Genomic DNA, 20484 nt, shown 5'->3' with positions numbered 1-20484 from the left:
GCGGCCCCTCACCCGACCTCTCCCCGGAGGGGAGAGGAGTGAATCCGATCCGGCGGCCTTTGCAAGGTACCGCGCGCGCGTGGACCCCCTCACCCCAACCCGCTCCCGCCAGCGGGAGAGGGGGGTCGGACCAGGACCCGCACCGGGGATGCGGCCCCTAAGCTCTCCGCCATGAACTCGTCGTCCGCTCCTTCCCCGACCTCGGCCTTTTCCTCCCCACTGCCCCGCCGCCTGGTCGCCCTCGTCGTCACGCTCGTCGTCCTCCTGGGCGCGTGGGCGGCGCCGTTCAGCGAGCCGGCGCGCGCGAGCGTCGACGCCGGGCTCAAGCGCGCGCTGGTGGCCTTCGCCGCCGCGCGCACGCTGGGCGCGGTGATCTCGGTGGCGCAGGGCACGCAGGTCGACGTCAAGCCCGGCGGCGTCGGCGTGGGCACGGCGCCCGGTCAGGTGCTGCAGCCCGTCAACGAGCTGGTGGACCACTTCGCCACCGCGATGCTGGCGGCCAGCGTGGCGTTCGGCGTGCAGCGCGTGCTGCTCGACATCGGCGGCGCCCCCGCCGTGGCGGTGGCGCTGAGCGTCGTCGCCGTGCTCTGGTTCGCGGCGATGGCGTGGCGCGACGGCCGCGCCGCACGCTGGCTGCAGCCGGCGCTGGTGCTGCTGCTGCTCGCCCGGTTCGCCGTGCCGGCGATCGCGCTGGCCAACGAGCGGCTCTACGTCGCCTACATGAAGCCGCAGCACGACGCGGCGTTGGCGCTGGTCGACCGGACGCCCGAGGCCGTGCCCGATCCCGCCGTGGCGGAGAAGCGCGGCCTGACCGAGCGCTTCGAGCGCTGGTGGAAGGGCGTGCCCGACCTCCGGGCCGGCTACGCCGCCATCCTGGCCTCGGCGAGCACCTGGGCCGACCGCATCGTGGACCTGATGGTGGTGTTCCTGGTGCAGACGGTGATCGTGCCGGTGGGCGGCCTGTGGCTGACCTGGCGCATCGCGCGCTGGGCGACGTCGGCGCCCGGCGGCGGCGGTCGTCGACCTGTCTGAGCCGACGTCGGTTCCGGCCCCGGCCTCAGGTCTCGGCGCCGTGCCAGCGCGCCAGCAGCCGCGCGCAGGCCCGCACGCGCTGGGTGTCGCGGCCCCAGCGCCGACCCCGGGGCAGGTGGCGCAGCCAGCGCATGCGGCGCGCGGCGGCGGCGATGCGCTCGCGCACCGTGGCGTCGGCATCGGCCAGCGCGGCGTGCCAGTGCTCGCCGGCGGCCTGGGGCGTGGCGGCGCGCACCAGCATCGCGGTGGAATGCAGGTAGCTCAGCCAGTCGCGCACCTGGCATTCGGCCAGGCCGAGCGTGGCGCGCGGGTCGTCCTCGAAGTCGATGTAGCCGATCACGCCGTCCGGGCACTGCACCAGGTTGCGGTCGAAGGCCTGGCTCAGGCAGGCGCCGCGCGCGTGCACGGCGGCGATGGCGTCGAGCCCGTCGCGCCACACCGTGAGCAGCGCGGCCGGCCCGACGGCGGCGGCCTGGTCCAGGCGCTCCTGCAGCACCACCACCGTCGCGCGGCTCTCGCCCAGGTCCGACAGCAGCAGGCCGTCGTCCTGCTGCGCCAGCACGCGCGGCACGCGCAGGCCCAGCGCGTCGAGTTCGCGCAGGCGCCGCGCCTCGATGGCGATGGCCGCCTCGCCGCCCGGGTTGGGCACCGGGCGCAGCACGTCGAGCCGCAGCACGGCGGCGATGAATCCGAGCACCCGGTAGCGCCAGGCGCCGTGGCGCGGCCCGGCCTTCTTCAGCCAGACGCGCTCGCCGTCGAAGCGGTGGCTGGCGACGCCGCGCGACTGCCGGGGCAGCATCGCGCGCAGGAAGCCGGCGTAGTCGCCCGGGACCTGGGCGGGAGCGGGTGGCTGGCCGGGCGCCGGCGCGGCGAGCGGTACGGGTCGGGAGGAGGAGGCGCGTTCGCCGGGCGTCGGGTGCTCCGGCGCGGCGACGCGGGCGCGGCGTCGGAAGGGGTTCATTCGGTGGGAGCGGTCTCGGTGGGAGCGGTCGTGGCGGGCGGCGGGGCGGCCGGCGCGGGCGCGAGGGGGCGTGGCGCGCCGTCGGCGTCGCGGGCGCAGATGTCGCGGGCGATGTCGGCGCTGGCGCGCGAGGCCGGCACGGGGTCGGCGACCAGGCCGTAGGCCGTGGCGGGCGTCCGGCCGGCGGCGGCCTGCGCGTCCGGCGCATGGGGGTCGACCGCCTGGAAGCTGTGCGCGCTCGCCAGCGGCCAGTAGTTGCGGAACACCGTGTGCTGGTCGTCCAGCGGACCGAGCAGGGCGCCCGGCGCGACCTGCATCACCAGGTTGCTCAGCAGCCGCACCTCGGTGGCCGAGATGCGCCGCACGATGTGGTGGGCGGTGATCTGGCGCGGGTGCGCGAGCCCGGCGGCCTGCACCAGTTCCTGCAGCGCGTGCAGCGTCGAGCGATGGAAGTTGCGCACGCGCTCGGCCTTGTCGGGCACCACCAGCGCCCGCTGGCGCACCGGGTCCTGCGTGGTCACGCCGGTGGGGCAGAAACCCGTGTGGCAGGTCTGCGCCTGGATGCAGCCCAGCGCCAGCATGAAGCCGCGCCCGGCGTTGCACCAGTCCGCGCCCAGCGCCATCACGCGTGCCAGGTCGAAGGCGGTGATCACCTTGCCGGCGCAGCCGATGGCGATGCGATGGCGCAGGTTCGTGCCCACCAGCGTGTTGTGCACCAGCAGCAGCCCCTCCTGCATCGGCACGCCGACGTGGTCGATGAACTCGACCGGCGCCGCGCCGGTGCCGCCCTCGGCGCCGTCGACCACGATGAAGTCGGGCGTGATGCCGGTCGCCTGCATCGCCTTGACGATCGCGAACCACTCCCACGGATGGCCCAGGCAGAACTTGAAGCCGGTGGGCTTGCCGCCCGACAGGCGCCGCAGCCGCTCGACGAAATGCATCATCTCCACCGGCGTGGAGAACGCGCTGTGGCCGGACGGCGAGATGCAGTCCACGCCCTCGGGCACGCCGCGCGCCTCGGCGATCTCGGCCGTCACCTTCGGCCCCGGCAGCACGCCGCCGTGGCCCGGCTTGGCGCCCTGGCTGAGCTTGATCTCGATCATCTTCACCTGCGGATCGCGCGCGTTCTCCTCGAAGCGCGATTCGCTGAAGCGGCCGTCGGCCTCGCGGCAGCCGAAGTAGCCCGAGCCGATCTCCCAGATCAGGTCGCCGCCGTGGACCCGATGGTGGCGCGAGATCGAGCCCTCGCCGGTGTCGTGCGCGAAGCCGCCGAGCTTGGCGCCCCGGTTGAGCGCCAGCACGGCGTTGGCCGACAGCGAGCCGAAGCTCATCGCCGAGATGTTGAACACGCTGGCGCTGTAGGGCTGGGTGCAGCCGGTGCCGGGCGCGGCACCGGGCGCCGGCACGCCGCCGATGACGATGCGGAAGTCGTGGCCGTCGAGCCGGCTCGGCTGCATCGAGTGGTTGATCCACTCGTAGCCGGTCTCGCCGACGTCGAGCTGCGTGCCGAAGGGTCGGTTGTCCGGCTCGCCCTTGGCGCGCTGGTAGACCAGCGAGCGTTGCGCGCGCGAGAAGGGCGCCGCCTCGCGGTCGCTCTCGATGAAGTACTGGCGCAGTTCCGGCCGGACGTACTCGAGCAGGAAGCGCAGGTGGCCCACCACCGGGTAGTTGCGCAGGATGGCGTGGCGCGACTGCCGCAGGTCGCGCAGGCCCAGCATCGTCAAGGCGCCGGAGACCGCCGCCAGCGCGATCCAGCCGGGGCCGGCGGAGGCCGGCGATGCCAGCGCGAGGCCGCCCAGGCCGGCCGCGAAACCGGCCGCGCACAGCGCGAGGACCGTGTAGCGGACCGGGAAGGGCGAAAAAGTAGAAGCGGGAATGATCGGTCTCCGGGAGCCTGCTGCATCATAGAGGGCCGATTTCGCCGGCCGAGCGCCCCCGCGAAGTCCCTTCCTTTCCCCCCGGTGCGCCCCGTGCGCCCACCCGTCCGATCCCGCCATGACCACGCCCGCCTCCGACCTGCCCTCCGACGTCCCCGCCGAACCGGCCGCCCCCGGCGGCACCGCATCGTCGACGCCGCTGCCCGCCCTCACCGGCGACAAGCCGCTCGGCCCCGAGGACTTCGACCTGCTCGACAGCCTGCTCGACGCCCTGCGCGAGAGCGACGACGAGGTCCCGCAGTGGGAGTTCTGCGAGGGCTTCATGGCCGCGCTGATCTGCTCGCGCCGCCCCGTGCCGCCCACCGAGTACTTCCCGATGATCTTCGGCGAGGACTTCGTCGCCGCGCGCAACATGGAGCTGGTGTGGCACTGGAAGCGCCGTTGGAAGGAGATCGAGACCGCGCTCGACGCCGCCGTGGAGGCGCTCGACGACGACCGCGCCTACCAGCCCGAGGTGCTCGACACGCGCGGCGCCATCGCCTCGCTGCCCGAGGAGGAGCGCGCCGAGGTCGCGGGCGAGGCCATCCCGTCGTTCGCCCAGGTGTGGGCGCTGGGCTTCATGTTCGCGGTCGAGAACTGGCCCGAGGACTGGGCCGCGCCGCGCGACAAGGAGGCCGCCGGCATGCTCGACGACGCGCTCGACGCCATCGTCGCGCTGACCGAGGACGACACCGGCAGGCCCGAGGTCTCGATGTTCAGCGAGGACGGCCCGCCCAGCGTCAGCCAGCGCCGGCTCGACGAATTCGGCGAGGCGATCTGGGCCGTCTACGACCTGCGCCAGCTCTGGAAGAGCATGGGTCCGCGCCAGGAGACGATCCGCAAGGAGGCCGCGCCGGGTCGCAACGACCCGTGCCCGTGCGGCAGCGGCAAGAAGTTCAAGAAGTGCCACGGCGCCTGAGCGGCGCCCTCCGATTCCCATTCCAACCCGACTCCCAGGAGCGACGTCCATGGCCGACAAGGTGCTGGTGTTCTACGGCTCGTACCGGCGCGACCGCCAGGGCATCCGCCTGGCCGACTACGTCGTCGCCGGCCTGACGGCGCGCGGCGCCGAGGCCGAACTGATCGACGCCCGGGCCGTCGGCCTGCCGCTGCTCGACCGCATGTACAAGGAATACCCGCCGGGCGAGGCCCCGGCGGCGATGGAGGCGCTGGCCGGCAAGCTGCGCGCCGCCGACGCCTTCGTCTTCGTCACCGGCGAATACAACTGGGGCCCGCAGCCCGGCCTGAAGAACCTGACCGACCATTTCCTGGAGGAGTGGTTCTGGCGCCCGGCGGCCATCGCGAGCTATTCGGCCGGCCGCTTCTCCGGCGTGCGCGCGGGCGCGGCCTGGCATCCGATCCTCTCGGAGATGGGCATGGTGGTGGTCTCCAGCACGCTGGCCGTCGGCCCGATCGCGCAGACGCTCGACGAGCAGGCCCGACCGGTCGGCAAGCCGGGCGAATCGCTCGACCGCGCCTTCGGCCGCTTCGCCGAAGACCTGGCGTGGTGGACCGAAGCGGCGCGCGAGCAGCGCGCGCGCAAGGCCGTGCCCTACTGATTCCGGAAGGCCCCGCCATGCTCCAGATGCGCCCCGGCTGCGAATGCTGCGACCGCGACCTGCCCCCCGACGCCGCCGACGCGCGGATCTGCTCGTTCGAATGCACCTTCTGCGCCGACTGCGCCACGCGGCGCCTGGCCGGCGCCTGTCCCAACTGCGGCGGCGAACTGCTGCCGCGCCCGCGCCGGCCGGCGGGCAAGCTGGCCAACGCGCCGGCGTCGACCGAACGGGTGTTCAGGCCCGGGGGCTGCGGGGCGGCCTGAGTTCGCCTGGGCGTTCAAGGTCGATCAGGGGGCGCATCGAGATGAGTGCAGGTCATGCCAGGGAAGCCAGGGTCGCGGTGCTCGTGGATTGCGACAACGTCTCGCCCGAGATCCTGGAACATGCATTGCGCGTCATCGCGCAATTCGGGCGGGTGGTGCTGCGACGGGGCTATGGCAATCATTCGACGTTGGCGAACAGGTGGCAGGAGGCGCTCGTGCGCCTTGCATTCACGCCGTGCCTTCAATTCCAGTACGCCGCGGGCAAGAACACGGCCGACATCGCGCTCGCGCTGGATGCGATGGAGGCCATGTTCGACCAGCGCGCCGAGATCTTCTGCCTCGTCACCAGCGACTCCGACTTCGCCTACCTGTGCCGCAAGCTCCGCGAGCGCGGTGCGACGGTCTGCATCGTCGGCGAGGCGAAGACGCCGGACGCATTGCGCAATGCGAGCGACCAGTTCTTCGAGTGGACCCGACCCGAGCCGCCGCCCGAGCCGGCCGTCGATCCTCTCGACAAGGCTCCGGCGAAGGCGGAACCGATCCGTGCCGATGCACCACGACCGGAGGCCGCCAGGCCGGTGGTCAAGCGTCGGCCGTTGTTCGTCGTCGAGGCCGTGACGCTGCTGTCGAGCGACACGTCGGAAAACAGGGTCCACCTGGGTGCACTCGGCAGCTACCTCAAGCGCGTCGATCCTGCGTTCTCACCCAAGCTCTTCGGGCATTCGGGCTTGCTGGAAATGGTGAAGACCTACGACCGACTGTCGGTCAAGCAAGAGCCAGGAGGGCATTGGGCCGTGAGTCCTTTCCCCGATGCGACGCCGGAGAGTCGGCATTGATCACATCACCTCCGTCGAGCCATGGCCATGAATGACTTCACCGCCCAACTCCACGAACTCTTCGAGCCGCTCGGCCCGGTCGAACTGCGGCGGATGTTCGGCGGCCACGGCGTGTTCCACGCGGGCCGCATGTTCGCGGTGGTGGTGCGCGACCGGCTCTACCTGAAAACCGACGCGCGCAGCGTCGAGGCGTTCGAGGCGCTGCGACTGGAAGCCTTCGCCTACGCGCGCGGCGACCGGACGGTCCGCACCTCCTACCGCGAGGCGCCGCCCGAGGTGTTCGAGGACCGCGAGGCCGCCGCGCTCTGGGGCCGGCGCGCCTGGGAGGCCGCGGCGCGTTCGGGCGTCACGCCCGCCGCACCACCCGCTTCAGCGCCTCGAAGCAGTCCGGGTCGATCGCCGTGCCGACGCTCCCGGCCATGATCTCCAGCGTGCCCTCCACGGGGATGGCGCCGCGGTAGGGGCGGTCGGCGGAAATGGCGTCGAAGATGTCGGCGGTGGTGATGATGCGGGTCTCCAGCGAGATCCGGTCGGCGCCGATGCCGCGCGGGTAGCCCTTGCCGTCGAGCCGCTCGTGGTGCGCCGCCGCGATGCGCGCGAGTTCCTCGAAGGCGCCGATGCGCGAGAGGATGGCCTCGGTGTGCTGCGCGTGCTGCTGCACCGACACCCATTCCTCCTGGTCGAGCTTGGCCGGCTTGTCGAGCACCGAGTTGCTCACGCCCAGCTTGCCGACGTCGTGCAGCAGGGCGCCCCGGCGCAGCCAGCGGCGCCGCTCGGGCGCCATGCCCAGGTCGGCTGCGATGGCCTCGACGTAGTCGGCCACCCGCGCGCTGTGGCCGCTGGTGAACGGGCTCTTGCTGTCGACCACCTGCCCGAAGGCCTCGGCGATGTCGTCGAGGTAGTCCTCGTCGAGCACCACGCGGCCCGACCCCGGCTCCATCGCGAACACCAGCGCCTCGACGCCCGGCGAGGCCAGGTGGCGCCAGAACGCCGGGTCCAGCGCGACGCGCTCGAAGGCCTTGACCAGCGCCGGGTCGAACCAGCCGCCGGCGCGGCGCCGGGCCTCCTGGATCGCGGCGTCGGCATCGCCGGCGGTGTGGAAGACGTCGATCACCTGCGACAGCAGCGCGATGCGCGCGTACAGCGGGATGCGCTCGCCGGCCAGGTGCTGCGGCCGGCCGCCGCCGTCCCAGTGCTCGTCGAGGCTGCCGACGCCCTCGGCCACCGGCTCGCCGAAGCGCAGCTGGCGCGCGATGTCGGCGCCGCGCGTGCAGCGCGTCTGGATCAGCTCGTCGGCGATCCGCGGCCCGTTGCGCATGATGTTCACGATGCCGCGCAGCCGGTCGGACAGGCCGGCCTTCAGTCCGGTGTGGCTGAAGACGAAGCTCAGCATCTGCGGCAGGCTGTCGCCGACGGTCTTGAAGTCGCGCTTGAAGCTCAGGTCGTCGGTCATGTAGAGCTCGCAGATGCGCGCGGCGTTGCTGCTGCAGCCCAGGTCCTTGAGCAGGATCGTGTAGTAGAGGTCGCGCAGCGACGCCTCGTCGAGCCCGATCTGCCGGCCGATGTGCATGCCGATCCAGCAGGCGCGCACGCAGTGGCCGCGCGGCTGGCCCTCGGTGATGTCCAGCGCGTGGCTGAGCGAGCCGATGAGTTCGGACAGTCGCAGGCCGGCGACCGCCGGACCCGGGGGCGCCGCCGGGGTCGCATCCGGGCTCGCTTCCATGTTCAGGCGGTAGTGGGAGGGCTTCATGACGGGGATATCGGCAGGGCCGGCATGCGACTTGAAGCGGCGTCGCAGCCGAATGCCAAATCCTTCGCATTGGATTTGGATATCGATGGGATTCGATCAATCGAATTCACCAATCGAGGTGCCGACGTTAACTTCCATGCCTTCACTCGATCGGATCTTTCGCATGACGCACCCCACCGCTTCCAAGACCTTCCTGGCCGCCGCCCTCGCCCTGGCCGCCGCCACCTGCGTGCCCGCCCTCGCCGCCGGCAAGGCCGCGGCGCCGACCGCCGCCGCCGCGATGGGCGACACCACCGTCGTGCTGGTCCACGGCGCATTCGCCGACGGATCGAGCTGGGACAAGGTCATCCCGCTGCTGCAGGCCAAGGGCCTGAAGGTGGTGGCGGTGCAGAACCCGCTGACCTCGCTGGCCGACGACGTGGCCGCCGCCCAGCGCGCCATCGACGCGGCGACCGGCAAGGTCGTGCTGGTGGGCCACTCGTGGGGCGGCACCGTGATCACGCAGGCCGGCGCCGGCGACAAGGTCAAGGCGCTGGTCTACGTCGCGGCGCTCGCGCCCTCCGAGGGCCAGTCCTCGGCCGACGTCGGCAAGGACTACCCGCCGACCACCGGCATCCAGAAGGTCAAGGCCGACGCGGCGGGCTTCCTGTCGATGTCGCCGGAGGACATCGCCACCGAGTTCGCGCAGGACCTGCCGCGCGCCACCCTGCGCGTCATGGCGGCGACCCAGGGCCCGATCCAGAGCAAGGCCTTCGCCGAGCCGGTGACCGTCGTGGCCTGGAAGACCAAGCCCAACTACTACCTCGTTGCGGCCAAGGACCGCATGATCCAGCCGCAGCTGGAACGCGACCTGGCGAAGAAGCTGAACGCGACGACCGTCGAGGTGCCCACCGGCCACGTGCCGATGCAGTCGCAGCCGCGTGCGGTGGCCGACCTGATCGTCAAGGCGGCGCAGGCGAAATAACGGCCGGCGCCCGGGCGGCTCAGGCGCTCCCGGGCGCTTCGAGCCGCAGCACCAGCGTGCGCAGCGCGTGGCGCACGGTAGCGCGACGCACGGCGGCGCGGTCGCCCTCGAAGCGGCGGCGCTCGGTGCGCACGTCGCCATCGAGCGCCCAGCCGAACCACACCGTGCCGACCGGCTTGTCGGCCGAGCCGCCCGTGGGGCCGGCGACGCCGGTCACGGCCACCGCCACCCGGGCTAGCGACCGCGCGACGGCGCCGGCGGCCATGGCCCGCGCCACCGGCTCGCTGACGGCGCCGTGCGCGTCGATCAGCGCCGCGTCGACGCCCAGCAGGTCGTGCTTGGCGGCATTGGAGTAGGTGACGAAGCCGCGCTCGAACCAGGCGCTGGAGCCGGCCAGGTCGGTGCAGGCGCCGGCGATCAGGCCGCCGGTGCAGCTCTCGGCGGTGGCCAGCAGGCGGCCGTCGCGCTGCAGCAGGGCGGCCAGGCGCGCGGTCAGCGCGGAGACGTCGTCGCTGTCGTCGATGGCGTCTTGCGGGTCGTGCGGGATGCCGTCGTTCATCGCGGGCTCCGTCGAGGTGATGGGCATGGAGAGGAAAGGCGCCGGTCAGGCGAAGGCGCGCCACAGCGCGATGACGAACAGCGTGCAGAAGGCGGCCACCAGGTCGTCGAACAGGATGCCGAAACCCGCCGCCTGCCAGCGCGCCCGGCCGGTCGGGTCGGGCTTGAACAATGCGTCGGCCCAGCCCACCGGACCGGGCTTGGCGGCATCGAAGTAGCGGAACAGAGCGAAGGCGACGACCTGGCCCCACAGGCCCGCCGGCGCGATCAGCCACAGCACGATCCAGAAGGCGACGATCTCGTCCCAGACGATGCTGCCGGGATCGGCCACGCCCATGTGGCGCGCCGTCACGGTGCAGGCCCACCAGCCCACCGGCAGCGACGCCAGGATCACCCCGCCGAGCGTCGCGTCCGACCAGCCGAAGCTCTGCATCACCAGGAACGCGACCCAGCCCCACAGCGTGCCGATGGTCCCCGGCGCGCGCCGCGCCAGCCCCGAGCCGAAGCCCAAGGCGATCCAGTGCGCCGGATGCGAGCGCATGAAGGCGAAGGTGGGAGGGGCGACGGGCGACATGGCAAATGGATGCACAGGGCTTTTCTAAGCGAAGTGGTCGAAGGACGCGAACCGCTGCGCGACCGGCGCGCCGGCGGCGTCGACGATGCGCAGGCCGGGTTCGGCGTCGATGCGGCCGATGCGCGCGACCGGCGTGCCGGCGGCGCGGCCGGCGGCCTCGACGGCGGCGCGGGCGGTGGCCGGGGCGGTGAACGCCAGCTCGTAGTCGTCGCCGCCGGAGAGCGCGCACAGGCGCAGGGTGTCGATGTCCAGGCCGGCGTCCGCGTCCGGCGTGCCCAGCGCCACTCGTGCCGCGGCGGCGTCGGCGTCGAGCGTCGCGCCGACGCCGCTGGCTTCCAGGATGTGGCGCAGGTCGCCGACCAGCCCGTCGCTGACGTCGAGCGCCGCCGTGGCGATGCCGCGCAGCGCCAGGCCCAGCGCGACGCGCGGCACGGGCGTCTCCATGCGCCGCCGCGCGAGTTCGAAGGCGGCGGCCGGCAGGGTCAGCGTGCCGCGGAACACCTCCAGCGCCAGCCGGGCGTCCCCCAGCGTGCCGCTGACCCAGACGTCGTCGCCCGCGCGCGCGCCCGAGCGCAGCAGCGCCGCGCCGGGCGGCACCTCGCCGAAGACGGTGATGCAGACATTGAGCGGGCCGCGCGTGGTGTCGCCGCCCACGAGTTCGCAGCCGTGCGCTCCGGCCAGGGCGAAGAGGCCGCGCGAGAAGCCTTCGAGCCAGGGCTCGTCGACCGCCGGCAGCGCCAGCGCCAGGGTGAAGGCCAGCGGCTTCGCGCCGCAGGCGGCCAGGTCGCTCAGGTTCACCGCCAATGCCTTGTGGCCGAGCCGCGCCGGATCGACGGTGGAGAGGAAGTGCCGCCCCTCGACCAGCATGTCCGACGACACCGCCAGCTGCATGCCCGGCGCCGGCGCCAGCAGGGCGCAGTCGTCGCCCACGCCCAGGGGCGAGCGCGTGGCGGGGCGCTTGAAATGGCGCGTGATCAGGTCGAATTCCCCCATGGGGGATCGAGCATAAGCGGTGCCGGCTCAGCCGCGCGCGCGGCGGCTCGACAGGACGACGTTGTCCTTCTCCAGCGCACGGCCCTCGCGCAAGGCCGCGATCCATTCCCCGGTGGCGACGACGGCGGCGAAGTTGCTGTGGAAGACGACGCTGAAGACGCGCTGGATCTCCTCGGCGCTGGCCCGGCCGGCCGCGTTGGCGTAGGGCAGCGCGCCGGTGGCGTCCGACAGGAATTCCACGGCCAGCCCGCGGTGCATCGCCTCGAAGACGGTGGAGGCGCCGCAGTTGTGGGTCATGTAGCCGGCCACGCAGAGCGTGTCGATGCCGTGGCGCTCGATCCAGTCGGCGAGGCCGGTGCCGGCGAAGACGCTGGGCAGCGACTTGGTGACGAGCAGGTCGTGCGGCCGCCGCGCGACCTCCGGGTGCAGCCGGCCGGACGGCGCGTCGGCCTGGAACACCGGCGCGCCCGGCGCCGCGTGGTGGCGCACCACGACCACCGGCGTGCCGGCCGCCCGGGCGGCGTCCATCGCCCGGGCGATGTTGGGCAGCGAGGTCTCCACCGGCGGATGGGCGATCGGCAGGCCGCCATCGGCGAAGTACTCGTTCTGCACGTCGATGACGACGAGGGCGCGGCGCGGTGCGGGGGAGCTCATTGGAAGGGGTCCTTGGAAGGTTGGGGCGGATGCCGGAAGCCCGATTCTTCGCCGCCGCCGCGCCGGCCGAAAGTGGCCCGGTGGCCATCCATCGATAGGATCGGGCCATGCGCAGGACCGCCCACCGAACCGTCGAGACCGTCGCCGTCGTCGCCTTCGACGGCATCAGCCCGTTCCACCTGTCCGTGCCCTGCATGGTGTTCGGCGAGGAGCGCGACGAGGCCGGCGCGCCACGCTTCGACCTGCGCGTGTGCGCCGACGCACCCGGCACGCTGCGCACCGACGCGGGCTTCACGATCGGCGTCCCGCACGGGCTGGCGGCGGTCCGCCGCGCGCGCATCGTGGTGGTGCCGTCCTGGCACGCCGACGGCCGGGCGGCGCCGGAGGCGCTCGTCGGCGCGCTGCGCGCGGCGCATCGCCGCGGCGCCACCGTGGTCGGGCTGTGCCTGGGCGCCTTCGTGCTGGCCGAGGCCGGCCTGCTCGACGGCCGGCCGGCCACCACGCACTGGAAGCTGGCCGAGGCGTTCGCGCGGCGCCATCCGCGCGTCGACCTGCGGCCCGAGGTGCTCTACGTCGACGACGGCGACGTCCTGACCTCCGCCGGCACGGCCGCGGGCATCGACTGCTGCCTGCACCTGCTGCGCGTGCGCCACGGCGCCGAGGCCGCCAACCGCGCCGCGCGGCGCATGGTCGTCGCGCCGCACCGGCAGGGCGGGCAGGCACAGTACATCCGCCAGCCGATGCCCGAGGCCGCCGGGCGCGACCGCCTCGCGCCGCTGCTGGCGTGGCTGGGCGGCGAGCTGCATTGCCCGCACGCGCTCGACGACCTGGCCCGGCGCGTGCTGATGAGCCGGCGCACTTTCACGCGGCGCTTCCGGGAATCCACCGGCACGACCGTCGGGCAGTGGCTGCAGAACCAGCGCCTGGCGCTGGCGCAGCGCCTGCTGGAGACCACCGGCCGGTCGGTCGAGCAGGTGGCCGCCGATGCCGGCTTCGGCTCGGCGGTGTCGCTGCGCCGGCACTTCGTCGCCGCGTTCCGGGTTTCGCCCACGGCCTACCGGCGGCAGTTCTCGCAGGGCGGCGTCGCGCCGTGAGCCGGCGCGGCCCGGTTCAGGTCGGGCCGCGGAAGCGCAGCGCCGCCTGGCGCACCACCTCCGGCAGCATCTTCTCGCGCGCCTGGCGCTCGCGCAGCCAGCGCGCGTCGTTGTGGCCGCGCTCGACGTCGGTGCGCAGGCCGGCGATGGCGCGCGTGGCGTTCAGCGCCTCGCTGTGCCATTCGAGTTCGGTCATGGTCATCAGGATGTGGTCGCGCAACGGCATGTGGTCGCCGGTGGCCGGGTCGACGTAGACCGCGTCGAGGCCGAAGCGGCAGGCCTGGAAGCGGTTGTAGGTGTAGACCAGGTAGTCGTCCTCGGTCGGCACGAAGGGCTGCTCCTGCAGGAACCAGGCCCCCAGCGACTGCACGTAGCCGGCCAGCGCGGCGGCGCGCTCGACCGACAGCGGCGTGTCGAAGACGCGGATCTCGATGGTGCCGAACTCCGGCTTGGGCCGGATGTCCCAGTAGAAGTCCTTCATGCTGCGGACCACACCGGTGCGGGTCATGCGCTCGAAGTAGTTGCCGAACTCGTCCCAGCTGAGCGTGAAGGGCGCACGGCCCGACAGCGGGAAGGCGAACACCGAATTGAGCCGCGCCGAGTCGAACTGCGTGTCCTGCCCCTGCACGTAGGGGCTGGAGGCCGACAGCGCGATGAAGTGCGGGATGTAGCGGCTCATGCGGTGCAGCATCAGGAGCGCCGCGTCGGCGTCGGGGCAGCCGATGTGCACGTGCTGGCCGAAGATGGTGAACTGCTTGGAGAGGTAGCCGTAGAGCTCGGAGAGCTGGCGGAAGCGCGGCTTGTCGTAGATGCGCTGCTCGTGCCACTGCTGGAAGGCGTGCGTGCCGCCGCCGAGCACGGCGATGTTGAGCCGGTCGGCGCTCCGGACCAGGGCGTCGCGGATGGGGGTCAGCTGCTCGATCACGTCCTGCGCCGAGTGGCAGACGTCGGTCGAGATCTCGATCATGCTGGAGGTCATCTCCGGCACCACGCTGCCGGGCAGCGGCGTCTCGGCCATCAGGCGCAGCATGTCCTCGGCATAGGGGGCGAGGTCGTAGTCGTGCGTGTTGACCAGCTGCAGCTCCAGCTCCACGCCCAGCGACAGCGCGCGCGAGTCGTTGAAGGGCTCCAGGGCGACGGCGCGGTCCTCGCGCGCCGGCAGGGGGCGGGCCTGGGGCGAGTCCAGGGGCTGCGTGCTCATCGTCGGGTCTCCCGGTCGTCGTTGTCGTCGTCGGCCGCGAACGTCACGAAGGCCTCGGGCCGCCAGGGGCGCGAGCTCTCGCCGCAGGCGTGGATGGCCACCGTCGCCAGCACCGCGCCGAGCATCTCCATCACCAGGATCGTGGGCAGCGCGATCTGCGTGATCAGGGCGCCCAGCAGGGGCGAGGCGGCGGAGAAGTTGGAAGCGATCAGCAGCGCGATCGAGGACAGCGGCGACATCGCGCAGCCGACCCAGAAGGCCTGCTTCCAGCTCGCGCCGCTGCCCGGGTTGGCGATGGCCACGCCGGCGATCTTGGCCAGCGCGCGCACGCCGATGAGCGCCATGACGACGCCGGCGACCGGCACGCTCCAGTCGCCCTGCGCCGCCACGATCGACACCAGCACGAACATCAGCATCGTCAGCAGCGACGCCGCCGTGCCCAGCTGGCGCTGCCAGGCCCACGGCTTGGGGTTGAGCTGCTTGAGCAGGATGCCGCCGATGAGCGCCGCCAGCGCCGCTGCGCCGCCGACGTGGGCCGCCACCGCCGCGCCGGCGCCGATGATCGCCAGCAGCAGGATCGAGGTGTTCTCGCTCGTCGGGCTCATCACCCGCAGCGCCGAGCGCAACGCCAGCGCCATCAGCGCCCCGACCACGAAGGACAGGCCCAGCACCACCAGCACCGGGTGCAGCCTGCCGAGCAGGCCCTCGGGGCCGCGCTCGAGCAGGCCGGCCTGCGCGTAGCCCAGCGCCAGCGCGTAGAAGGTGTTGAGCGTGGCGAGCGTCATGGCGCGCTCGGTCATGGGGCCGGAGGCGCGCGTGTCCATGACCACGCGGCTGAGCACCGCCGGCGAGGCGACGATGGCCATCAGCGCCACCGGGTTGGCCACCGGGTCGGGCACGCCCATCGCGTGCAGGGTCCAGAAGACGCCGAAGTAGGTCAGCGCCGATTCGAGCAGGCTCTGCAGCAGCACCTGCGGGTTGTGGCGGAACCAGCGCAGCGGCAGCCGCCCGCCGGCCTCGAACAGCACGATCGCCACGCCCAGCTCCAGCAGGAACAGCGGGATGCCCTGCAGCGGCCAGACCGCGCCCTCGAAGCCGGCCAGGCCGACCGTGGTGCCGACCATCGAGTAGCCCACCACCTTGGGCAGGCCCAGGTAGCGCTGCACCAGGTGGCCGGCGGCGGCGGCGGCGGCCAGCAGCAGCGCCCACAGCACGGTCGGCAGGCCGGCCGAGGGCCGCAGCCACTCGGCCCAGAAGCCCAGCAGGTCGGCGGGGAGGAGAGAGGACGGGTTCATCGGCCGGCCCCCACGGGCAGGAAGAAGCTGGTGGCGCGGCGGCGCCAGCGCGCGAGGATGGCCGCGCGGATGAGCACCCGGTCGGCGCGGCTGACGCTGTGCGCGCGCAGCGCCAGCCGGAAGGCGAAGTAGAAGCTCACGCTGACGTTGAGGGTGGCGGTCACCGGAATCGCCGCCACCGCCCACCACAGCGCCGGCAGGTGCAGCGCGTCCGGGCCGAGCGAGCCCGCCGCCGCGGCGATCTGCCCGGCCGACAGCGTGACGTGGCGCACCTCCAGGGCGATGCCGAAGAAGGCCGCGAACGCCGGCGCCAGCCCCAGCATGAAGCCCAGCGAAACGTTGGCGGCGAAGCCGGAGACGTGGGTGCGCATGAAGCCGGACCAGCGCCGCGCCCGCTTCGGGCCCAGCACGGCGACGATGCGCGGGTTGTGGCGCAGGGCCGAATCCAGCCGGTGCAGCACGAAGGCGTTCTCGGTCCAGCCCGCCACGATGCTGGCGGCGAACAGCAGCACGCCGGTGAAGGCGGCGTAGAGGGCGGTCGGGCCGGCCAGGGAGAGCGACTTCAGCACCGCCAGGGCGTGGGCCTCGTCGAGCACCGGATGGTCGAGCACCGTGCGGGCCAGCACGGCCACGCCCAGCATCGCCGGCACCACCAGGCCGAGGTTGCCCAGCACCGCCGCCACCTGCGAGCGCACCAGGTGCGTGACCTCGTCGACGAAGGCCTCGACGCCGCCTTGCTCCTTGAGCCGGTGCAGCCGCGCGGCCATGGCCGGGGCCGTCATGGCCGGCTGCTTGGTGGCCAGCGTGAGGTGCAGCAGCTGGATCGTCACGAAGCTCGCCGCGTACATCGCGCCGGCCCAGAAGCCGCCCCAGAAGGCCGACAGCCCGACCGCCACGATGGCGAACTTCATCAGCACCGTGACGGCGGTCAGCGCGCCGCCGCCGGCGGCCTGGCGCAGCATGCGCAGGTAGGCCGGGCGGTCGCGGGTGATGTAGTGCTCGCCGGCCTCGGCGCTGCGCTCGGTGACCTTGGCCGCGAGCAGCGAGGAATTGGTGGCGATCAGCCCGCGGACCGAGCTGCGCTCGCCGCCCGCGATCACCAGGCGGCCGATCAGCCGCGCCACGCTCGGCGCCGGGGCCGGCGCGAGCACGCAGTCGAGCAGCTCGCGGATGCGCAGCACGCGCTCGCGCAGCTGACGCAGGCGGAACACCAGGCCCACCGAGATGCCGTTGTCCTCCAGGTGCGCGTAGACCGAGGCGGTCGCGAGCCGGCAGTCGTCGAGCCGGTCGCGGAAGACGACGAAGGCGGCCTGCAAGGCGGCGGGGTCGCGCGGCGTGCGCAGCACCTCCTCGCGCAGGTCGTCCAGGGTGCTCATCAGCGTGCGGAAGGCCAGGGCGCGCGAGGCCTGCGGCGCGCCGTCCGGCCCGGCGGGCGCGACCGGTCCCATGCGCAGCCGCAGCTCGGGCGAGAAGCCGGCGGCCACCACCTGGCTGGCGCAGTAGGTGACGGCGTCCATGACCGTCAGGCGCCAATAGGGAGCGGGGCCGTCGGTGCCTGTCGGCGCCGTCGCGTCCGGCAGCGCCAGCAGGCGTCCGATGCGCGAGAGCGCGTCCTCGTCGAGCAGCGCGATCCAGCGGGCGTCGAAATTGCCCGGCAGCACCATGCGGAACAGGTCGGAGGCGTCGGTGGTCTCGGGCGTGCCGGGCAGGACCTTGCGGCGCAGCCGCTCGCCCAGTTCGCTCAGGAAGGCGGTGCGCGGCGCGAAGCCGTGGTCGGCCAGCAGCGCCGTGAGGTCGACCGTGCGCGTGAACACCGCCCACCACGCGCGCGCCTTCGCGCGCAGGTCGGCGCGCGCCTCGATGGCGTCGACCAGCAGCATCGCGCGGCCGGCCGCCGCCTGCGGCGAGGCGCGGTCGCCGCGCACCCAGTCGAACATCCGGATCAGCCAGACGTGGCGCGCGGCTAGGTCCGCCTCGGGGTCGAGGCGGGCGAGCAGGGTCGACAGATCGCGCACGGCGGCCATGGGAGGGGAGAAAGAGAGAGGGAAGAAGCGGGGGAGCGGGGAGGCGGCGAGGCTAGTGGAGCACGCGCGGCACGGGCGGCTCGCCGGCCTCGTCCTGGGCCTCCAGCACGAACAGCGGCACCGGCACCTCGAAGCGCTCGCCGAGTTCGTCGATCACCAGGAAGCTGCCGTGCATCGTGCCGCTCGCCGCGCGCAGGCGGCAGCCGCTGGTGTAGCGGAACGACTCGCCCGGCGACATCAATGGCTGCTGGCCGACCACGCCCAGTCCCTTGACCTCCTGCCGGTGGCCCGAGGCGTCGTGGATGACCCAGTGGCGCGCGATCAGTTGCGCCGGCACCTTGCCGACGTGGGTCACGGTGATGGTGTAGGAGAAGGTGTAGACGTGGTCGTCCGGGGCCGACTGATCGGCGAGGTAGCGCGGTTCGACCGTCACGCTCAGTGGGTTCTGGGACATGGCCTGCATGGTAACTGGAGCCTTTCTTATGAATGCCGGGAGGCGCTGCGACAATTCCGGTCATGAGCACCCCCCGCGCCCCCTTCCTCATCGCCCCCTCCATCCTCTCGGCCGATTTCGCGCGCCTGGGCGCCGAAGTCGGCGACGTCATCGCCGCCGGCGCCGACTGGATCCACTTCGACGTGATGGACAACCACTACGTCCCCAACCTGAGCTTCGGACCGATGGTCTGCCAGGCGCTGCGCCCGCACGCCAAGCGCCCCGACGGCACGCCGGTGCCGATCGATGTGCACCTGATGATCCAGCCGGTCGATGCCCTGGCCGCCGCCTTCGCGCAGGCCGGCGCCGACTACATCAGCTTCCACCCGGACGCCTCGCCGCACGTGCACCGCAGCATCCAGGCGATCCGCGCGGCGGGCTGCAAGCCGGGGCTGGTCTTCAATCCCGGCAGCGGTCTGGAAGCGCTCGACTGGGCCATCGACGAGATCGACCTGATTCTGATCATGAGCGTGAACCCGGGCTTCGGCGGCCAGAGCTTCATCGACTCGGCGCTGCGCAAGATCGAGCAGGCGCGGCGTCGGATCGAGGCCTCGGGCCGCGACATCCGGCTGGAGGTCGATGGCGGCATCAAGGCCGACAACATCGCACGCGTGGCCGCCGCCGGCGCCGACACTTTCGTCGCCGGCAGCGCCATCTTCGGTACCCGGGACTATCGCGGCGTCATCGACACCATGCGCGGCAACCTCGCCGCCGTGGCGGGCGCGTCGCGGCAGGATCAGACCGTCACGGCTTGACCTTCTCGTTGTAGACCTTGTCGGTCACCGGCGCCAGGCTGGTGTCCTGCGTGTCGCCGGCGGCGTCGTCGTGGGCGCGCTTGCCGATACCCACCGGATCGTCCTTGGTCCGGTCGTCGCGCCGCTCCTGGGTGCCCGCGCCGCCCGCCGTCTGGTCGCGCTCGTTCGGGTTGCGGGGCAGCGACTCGCCGTTCTGGCTGGCGCGCGTGTTGCCCTGGGCGAGCTTGTCGGCACCGGGCGTGGCGGGCGTGTCGGAATTGCTCGCGGCGGCGTTCTCGCGCGGATCGGTGTCGGCGCCGTCGGCGCCGGCGTCGGAACGGGGCGGGGATTCGGGCCGGGATGCGGGCTTGTCGGTGGACTGGTTCATGGTCGTTCTCTCCGTGTGGCGATGTCCTGGTCCTCGTTGTCGGTCCACCGCCGCGGCGTGTCGGTAGGACCGCCGGGCCGGCGACTGTAGGTAGGATGATCCGATCATGAAGCTCCCCCTCCCAGCCACCGATCCCGCCCGCGCCGGCACCCTGCGCGTCCACGCCTTCGAGAGCACCGAACCCGGTCCGCGCCTGATCGTGCTGGGCGGCGTGCACGGCGACGAGACCTGCGGCACCGTCGGCATCGAGCGCGTGCTGGCCGAACTCGACGGCGGCGCCCTGCGCCTGGCGCGCGGCCGGCTCACGCTGGTGCCGGTGGCCAACCCGCTGGCCCGCGCGCTCGGCCGGCGCGAGGGCGAGCGCAACCTCAACCGCTCGTTCCGCCCGAGCGCCGCGCCGGCCGACCACGAGGCGCGCCTGACCAACCTGCTGTGCCCGCTGCTCGACCGCCACGACGCGCTGCTCGACCTGCACTCCTTCCAGAGCGCGGGCGAGGCCTTCGCGATGATCGGCCCGCGCGACAACGCCGGCGTGCTCGAACCCTTCGCCCGCGCCCGCGAGGAGGGCCGGCTCGCGCTGCACCTGGGCACGCCGCGCGTGGTGGAGGGCTGGCTCGACATCTACGCCGCCAGCCTGGCCGAGCGCGCCGGCGGCGCCGCGCCGAGCGACGCCGCGCTGGCCTTCGGCTGGGGCACCAACGAGTACATGCGCAGCCGCGGCGGCTACGGCGTCACGCTCGAATGCGGCCAGCACCGCGATCCGGCCGCGCCGGAGGTCGCCTACCAGGCCATCCACGCCGCGCTGCGCCTGCTCGGCCTGATCGACGTGCCGGCCGACCTCGCCGCCGCCATGGCCGCCGCGCCGCCGCCCGCGCCGACGCTGCTGCGGCTGGTGAGCGTGACGGACCGCCACCACGAGGGCGACCGCTTCGTGCGCGAGTGGGCGACCTTCGACCCCGTGACCGCCGGCGAACTCGTCGCCGTGCGCGCCGACGGCACCGAACTGCGCGCCGAGCGCGACGGTGTCATCGTCTTCCCCAACGCCCGGGCCGGCGTGGGCACCGAGTGGTTCTATTTCGCGGTGGCCAGCGACCGCGACCTGGGCGCGCGCGCGGACATGCCTGAAGGCGCCTGAAGCCCGGACCCGCCCGGTTCCTACAGGGCGGCGGCGGGCGCGGGACTAGGTTGACGGGTC

The 20484-nt window shown here is 73.0% G+C and carries 22 protein-coding genes; 10 read left to right on the top strand and 12 right to left on the bottom strand.

Features of this window, described 5'->3' with window-relative positions:
• Window positions 1–171 precede the first annotated feature (171 nt).
• Window positions 172–1032 (top strand): hypothetical protein, encoded by an 861-nt coding sequence (locus ABID77_RS10130; protein ID WP_429594600.1) that lies wholly within the window; start codon window positions 172–174, stop codon window positions 1030–1032.
• Between the two features lie 25 nt (window positions 1033–1057).
• Here the strand turns inward: ABID77_RS10130 and ABID77_RS10125 are convergent, their stop codons facing one another.
• Both ABID77_RS10125 and ABID77_RS10120 read right to left on the bottom strand, forming a co-directional pair.
• Window positions 1058–1993: a hypothetical protein gene (locus tag ABID77_RS10125; RefSeq protein ID WP_429594598.1), complete on the bottom strand. Its 936-nt coding sequence runs from the start codon at window positions 1991–1993 to the stop codon at window positions 1058–1060.
• Window positions 1990–3711 (bottom strand): FMN-binding glutamate synthase family protein, encoded by a 1722-nt coding sequence (locus tag ABID77_RS10120; RefSeq protein WP_429594798.1) that lies wholly within the window; start codon window positions 3709–3711, stop codon window positions 1990–1992. Before ABID77_RS10120 ends, ABID77_RS10125 begins: the two co-directional genes overlap by 4 nt.
• A 277-nt stretch (window positions 3712–3988) precedes the next feature.
• On the opposite strand from ABID77_RS10120, the gene ABID77_RS10115 reads away from it, so the two are divergent.
• Genes ABID77_RS10115 through ABID77_RS10095 form a run of 5 tightly spaced genes read left to right on the top strand, consistent with a single transcriptional unit; the run spans window position 3989 to window position 6990 of the window.
• Entirely contained in the window at window positions 3989–4828 is an 840-nt protein-coding gene (locus ABID77_RS10115; protein WP_429594595.1) for a UPF0149 family protein, read from the top strand.
• A 49-nt stretch (window positions 4829–4877) separates the two neighbouring features.
• Complete coding sequence (locus ABID77_RS10110; protein ID WP_429594592.1) at window positions 4878–5468, top strand: NADPH-dependent FMN reductase; 591 nt, start codon at window positions 4878–4880, stop codon at window positions 5466–5468.
• 17 nt (window positions 5469–5485) lie between these two features.
• A complete protein-coding gene (locus ABID77_RS10105; RefSeq protein WP_429594589.1) occupies window positions 5486–5731 on the top strand; it encodes a DUF1272 domain-containing protein in 246 nt (81 codons plus the stop codon).
• A 41-nt stretch (window positions 5732–5772) separates the two neighbouring features.
• The gene (locus ABID77_RS10100; RefSeq protein ID WP_429594586.1) at window positions 5773–6567 is read left to right on the top strand and encodes an NYN domain-containing protein; all 795 of its coding nucleotides are present in this window, start codon (window positions 5773–5775) and stop codon (window positions 6565–6567) included.
• Window positions 6568–6594: 27 nt separating this feature from the next.
• Window positions 6595–6990 (top strand): TfoX/Sxy family protein, encoded by a 396-nt coding sequence (locus ABID77_RS10095; protein WP_429594583.1) that lies wholly within the window; start codon window positions 6595–6597, stop codon window positions 6988–6990.
• On the opposite strand, the gene ABID77_RS10090 is transcribed toward ABID77_RS10095, so the two are convergent.
• A complete protein-coding gene (locus ABID77_RS10090) occupies window positions 6914–8317 on the bottom strand; it encodes an HD-GYP domain-containing protein (RefSeq protein WP_429594580.1) in 1404 nt (467 codons plus the stop codon). The two genes, ABID77_RS10095 and ABID77_RS10090, sit on opposite strands and share 77 nt — an antisense overlap.
• Before the next feature lie 163 nt (window positions 8318–8480).
• On the opposite strand from ABID77_RS10090, the gene ABID77_RS10085 reads away from it, so the two are divergent.
• A complete protein-coding gene (locus ABID77_RS10085; RefSeq protein WP_429594577.1) occupies window positions 8481–9281 on the top strand; it encodes an alpha/beta fold hydrolase in 801 nt (266 codons plus the stop codon).
• A 19-nt stretch (window positions 9282–9300) separates the two neighbouring features.
• Here the strand turns inward: ABID77_RS10085 and ABID77_RS10080 are convergent, their stop codons facing one another.
• From ABID77_RS10080 to ABID77_RS10065, 4 genes are read right to left on the bottom strand one after another with little or no spacing between them, the layout of a single operon-like run.
• A complete protein-coding gene (locus ABID77_RS10080; protein ID WP_429594574.1) occupies window positions 9301–9840 on the bottom strand; it encodes a CinA family protein in 540 nt (179 codons plus the stop codon).
• A gap of 45 nt (window positions 9841–9885) precedes the next feature.
• Window positions 9886–10413 (bottom strand): phosphatidylglycerophosphatase A family protein, encoded by a 528-nt coding sequence (locus ABID77_RS10075; RefSeq protein WP_429594572.1) that lies wholly within the window; start codon window positions 10411–10413, stop codon window positions 9886–9888.
• Window positions 10414–10437: 24 nt separating this feature from the next.
• Entirely contained in the window at window positions 10438–11406 is a 969-nt protein-coding gene (gene thiL / locus ABID77_RS10070) for a thiamine-phosphate kinase (RefSeq protein WP_429594569.1), read from the bottom strand.
• A 27-nt stretch (window positions 11407–11433) separates the two neighbouring features.
• Window positions 11434–12060 carry an isochorismatase family protein gene (locus ABID77_RS10065; protein WP_429594566.1) on the bottom strand — a complete coding sequence of 209 codons (627 nt, stop codon included), beginning with the start codon at window positions 12058–12060 and terminating at the stop codon, window positions 11434–11436.
• A gap of 107 nt (window positions 12061–12167) precedes the next feature.
• Here ABID77_RS10065 and ABID77_RS10060 point away from each other — a divergent pair, with 107 nt between their 5' ends.
• The gene (locus tag ABID77_RS10060; protein WP_429594563.1) at window positions 12168–13154 is read left to right on the top strand and encodes a GlxA family transcriptional regulator; all 987 of its coding nucleotides are present in this window, start codon (window positions 12168–12170) and stop codon (window positions 13152–13154) included.
• 16 nt (window positions 13155–13170) lie between these two features.
• Here ABID77_RS10060 and ABID77_RS10055 read toward each other — a convergent pair whose 3' ends face one another.
• Genes ABID77_RS10055 through apaG form a run of 4 tightly spaced genes read right to left on the bottom strand, consistent with a single transcriptional unit; the run spans window position 13171 to window position 18128 of the window.
• Window positions 13171–14355 (bottom strand): YbdK family carboxylate-amine ligase, encoded by a 1185-nt coding sequence (locus tag ABID77_RS10055; protein ID WP_429594560.1) that lies wholly within the window; start codon window positions 14353–14355, stop codon window positions 13171–13173.
• Window positions 14352–15650 (bottom strand): cation:proton antiporter, encoded by a 1299-nt coding sequence (locus tag ABID77_RS10050; RefSeq protein ID WP_429594557.1) that lies wholly within the window; start codon window positions 15648–15650, stop codon window positions 14352–14354. The genes ABID77_RS10055 and ABID77_RS10050 overlap by 4 nt, the downstream gene beginning before the upstream one ends.
• Entirely contained in the window at window positions 15647–17674 is a 2028-nt protein-coding gene (locus ABID77_RS10045) for a site-specific recombinase (protein WP_429594554.1), read from the bottom strand. Before ABID77_RS10045 ends, ABID77_RS10050 begins: the two co-directional genes overlap by 4 nt.
• Before the next feature lie 52 nt (window positions 17675–17726).
• The gene (gene apaG, locus ABID77_RS10040) at window positions 17727–18128 is read right to left on the bottom strand and encodes a Co2+/Mg2+ efflux protein ApaG (protein ID WP_429594795.1); all 402 of its coding nucleotides are present in this window, start codon (window positions 18126–18128) and stop codon (window positions 17727–17729) included.
• A gap of 62 nt (window positions 18129–18190) precedes the next feature.
• On the opposite strand from apaG, the gene rpe reads away from it, so the two are divergent.
• Window positions 18191–18922: a ribulose-phosphate 3-epimerase gene (gene rpe / locus ABID77_RS10035; RefSeq protein WP_429594551.1), complete on the top strand. Its 732-nt coding sequence runs from the start codon at window positions 18191–18193 to the stop codon at window positions 18920–18922.
• On the opposite strand, the gene ABID77_RS10030 is transcribed toward rpe, so the two are convergent.
• Entirely contained in the window at window positions 18912–19289 is a 378-nt protein-coding gene (locus ABID77_RS10030) for a hypothetical protein (RefSeq protein ID WP_429594548.1), read from the bottom strand. The two genes, rpe and ABID77_RS10030, sit on opposite strands and share 11 nt — an antisense overlap.
• 106 nt (window positions 19290–19395) lie before the next feature.
• Between ABID77_RS10030 and ABID77_RS10025 the strand changes: the two genes are divergently transcribed.
• Window positions 19396–20424 carry a succinylglutamate desuccinylase gene (locus tag ABID77_RS10025; RefSeq protein WP_429594545.1) on the top strand — a complete coding sequence of 343 codons (1029 nt, stop codon included), beginning with the start codon at window positions 19396–19398 and terminating at the stop codon, window positions 20422–20424.
• Window positions 20425–20484 lie beyond the last annotated feature (60 nt).

The sequence above is a fragment of the Variovorax sp. PvP013 genome (genome assembly GCF_050435945.1).
GTDB lineage: Bacteria > Pseudomonadota > Gammaproteobacteria > Burkholderiales > Burkholderiaceae_C > Variovorax.
Note: the sequence above shows the minus strand (reverse complement) of the source record. Positions and strands in the feature narration are given on the sequence as shown.

What these genes read in the sequence shown, in the direction of transcription:
- ABID77_RS10130 (WP_429594600.1), top strand. Translation starts at nt 172, where the DNA reads ATGAACTCGTCGTCCGCTCCTTCCCCGACCTCGGCCTTTTCCTCCCCA.
- ABID77_RS10125 (WP_429594598.1), bottom strand. Translation starts at nt 1,993, where the DNA reads ATGAACCCCTTCCGACGCCGCGCCCGCGTCGCCGCGCCGGAGCACCCG.
- ABID77_RS10120 (WP_429594798.1), bottom strand. Translation starts at nt 3,711, where the DNA reads ATGCTGGGCCTGCGCGACCTGCGGCAGTCGCGCCACGCCATCCTGCGC.
- ABID77_RS10115 (WP_429594595.1), top strand. Translation starts at nt 3,989, where the DNA reads ATGACCACGCCCGCCTCCGACCTGCCCTCCGACGTCCCCGCCGAACCG.
- ABID77_RS10110 (WP_429594592.1), top strand. Translation starts at nt 4,878, where the DNA reads ATGGCCGACAAGGTGCTGGTGTTCTACGGCTCGTACCGGCGCGACCGC.
- ABID77_RS10105 (WP_429594589.1), top strand. Translation starts at nt 5,486, where the DNA reads ATGCTCCAGATGCGCCCCGGCTGCGAATGCTGCGACCGCGACCTGCCC.
- ABID77_RS10100 (WP_429594586.1), top strand. Translation starts at nt 5,773, where the DNA reads ATGAGTGCAGGTCATGCCAGGGAAGCCAGGGTCGCGGTGCTCGTGGAT.
- ABID77_RS10095 (WP_429594583.1), top strand. Translation starts at nt 6,595, where the DNA reads ATGAATGACTTCACCGCCCAACTCCACGAACTCTTCGAGCCGCTCGGC.
- ABID77_RS10090 (WP_429594580.1), bottom strand. Translation starts at nt 8,317, where the DNA reads ATGAAGCCCTCCCACTACCGCCTGAACATGGAAGCGAGCCCGGATGCG.
- ABID77_RS10085 (WP_429594577.1), top strand. Translation starts at nt 8,481, where the DNA reads ATGACGCACCCCACCGCTTCCAAGACCTTCCTGGCCGCCGCCCTCGCC.
- ABID77_RS10080 (WP_429594574.1), bottom strand. Translation starts at nt 9,840, where the DNA reads ATGAACGACGGCATCCCGCACGACCCGCAAGACGCCATCGACGACAGC.
- ABID77_RS10075 (WP_429594572.1), bottom strand. Translation starts at nt 10,413, where the DNA reads ATGTCGCCCGTCGCCCCTCCCACCTTCGCCTTCATGCGCTCGCATCCG.
- thiL (WP_429594569.1), bottom strand. Translation starts at nt 11,406, where the DNA reads ATGGGGGAATTCGACCTGATCACGCGCCATTTCAAGCGCCCCGCCACG.
- ABID77_RS10065 (WP_429594566.1), bottom strand. Translation starts at nt 12,060, where the DNA reads ATGAGCTCCCCCGCACCGCGCCGCGCCCTCGTCGTCATCGACGTGCAG.
- ABID77_RS10060 (WP_429594563.1), top strand. Translation starts at nt 12,168, where the DNA reads ATGCGCAGGACCGCCCACCGAACCGTCGAGACCGTCGCCGTCGTCGCC.
- ABID77_RS10055 (WP_429594560.1), bottom strand. Translation starts at nt 14,355, where the DNA reads ATGAGCACGCAGCCCCTGGACTCGCCCCAGGCCCGCCCCCTGCCGGCG.
- ABID77_RS10050 (WP_429594557.1), bottom strand. Translation starts at nt 15,650, where the DNA reads ATGAACCCGTCCTCTCTCCTCCCCGCCGACCTGCTGGGCTTCTGGGCC.
- ABID77_RS10045 (WP_429594554.1), bottom strand. Translation starts at nt 17,674, where the DNA reads ATGGCCGCCGTGCGCGATCTGTCGACCCTGCTCGCCCGCCTCGACCCC.
- apaG (WP_429594795.1), bottom strand. Translation starts at nt 18,128, where the DNA reads ATGTCCCAGAACCCACTGAGCGTGACGGTCGAACCGCGCTACCTCGCC.
- rpe (WP_429594551.1), top strand. Translation starts at nt 18,191, where the DNA reads ATGAGCACCCCCCGCGCCCCCTTCCTCATCGCCCCCTCCATCCTCTCG.
- ABID77_RS10030 (WP_429594548.1), bottom strand. Translation starts at nt 19,289, where the DNA reads ATGAACCAGTCCACCGACAAGCCCGCATCCCGGCCCGAATCCCCGCCC.
- ABID77_RS10025 (WP_429594545.1), top strand. Translation starts at nt 19,396, where the DNA reads ATGAAGCTCCCCCTCCCAGCCACCGATCCCGCCCGCGCCGGCACCCTG.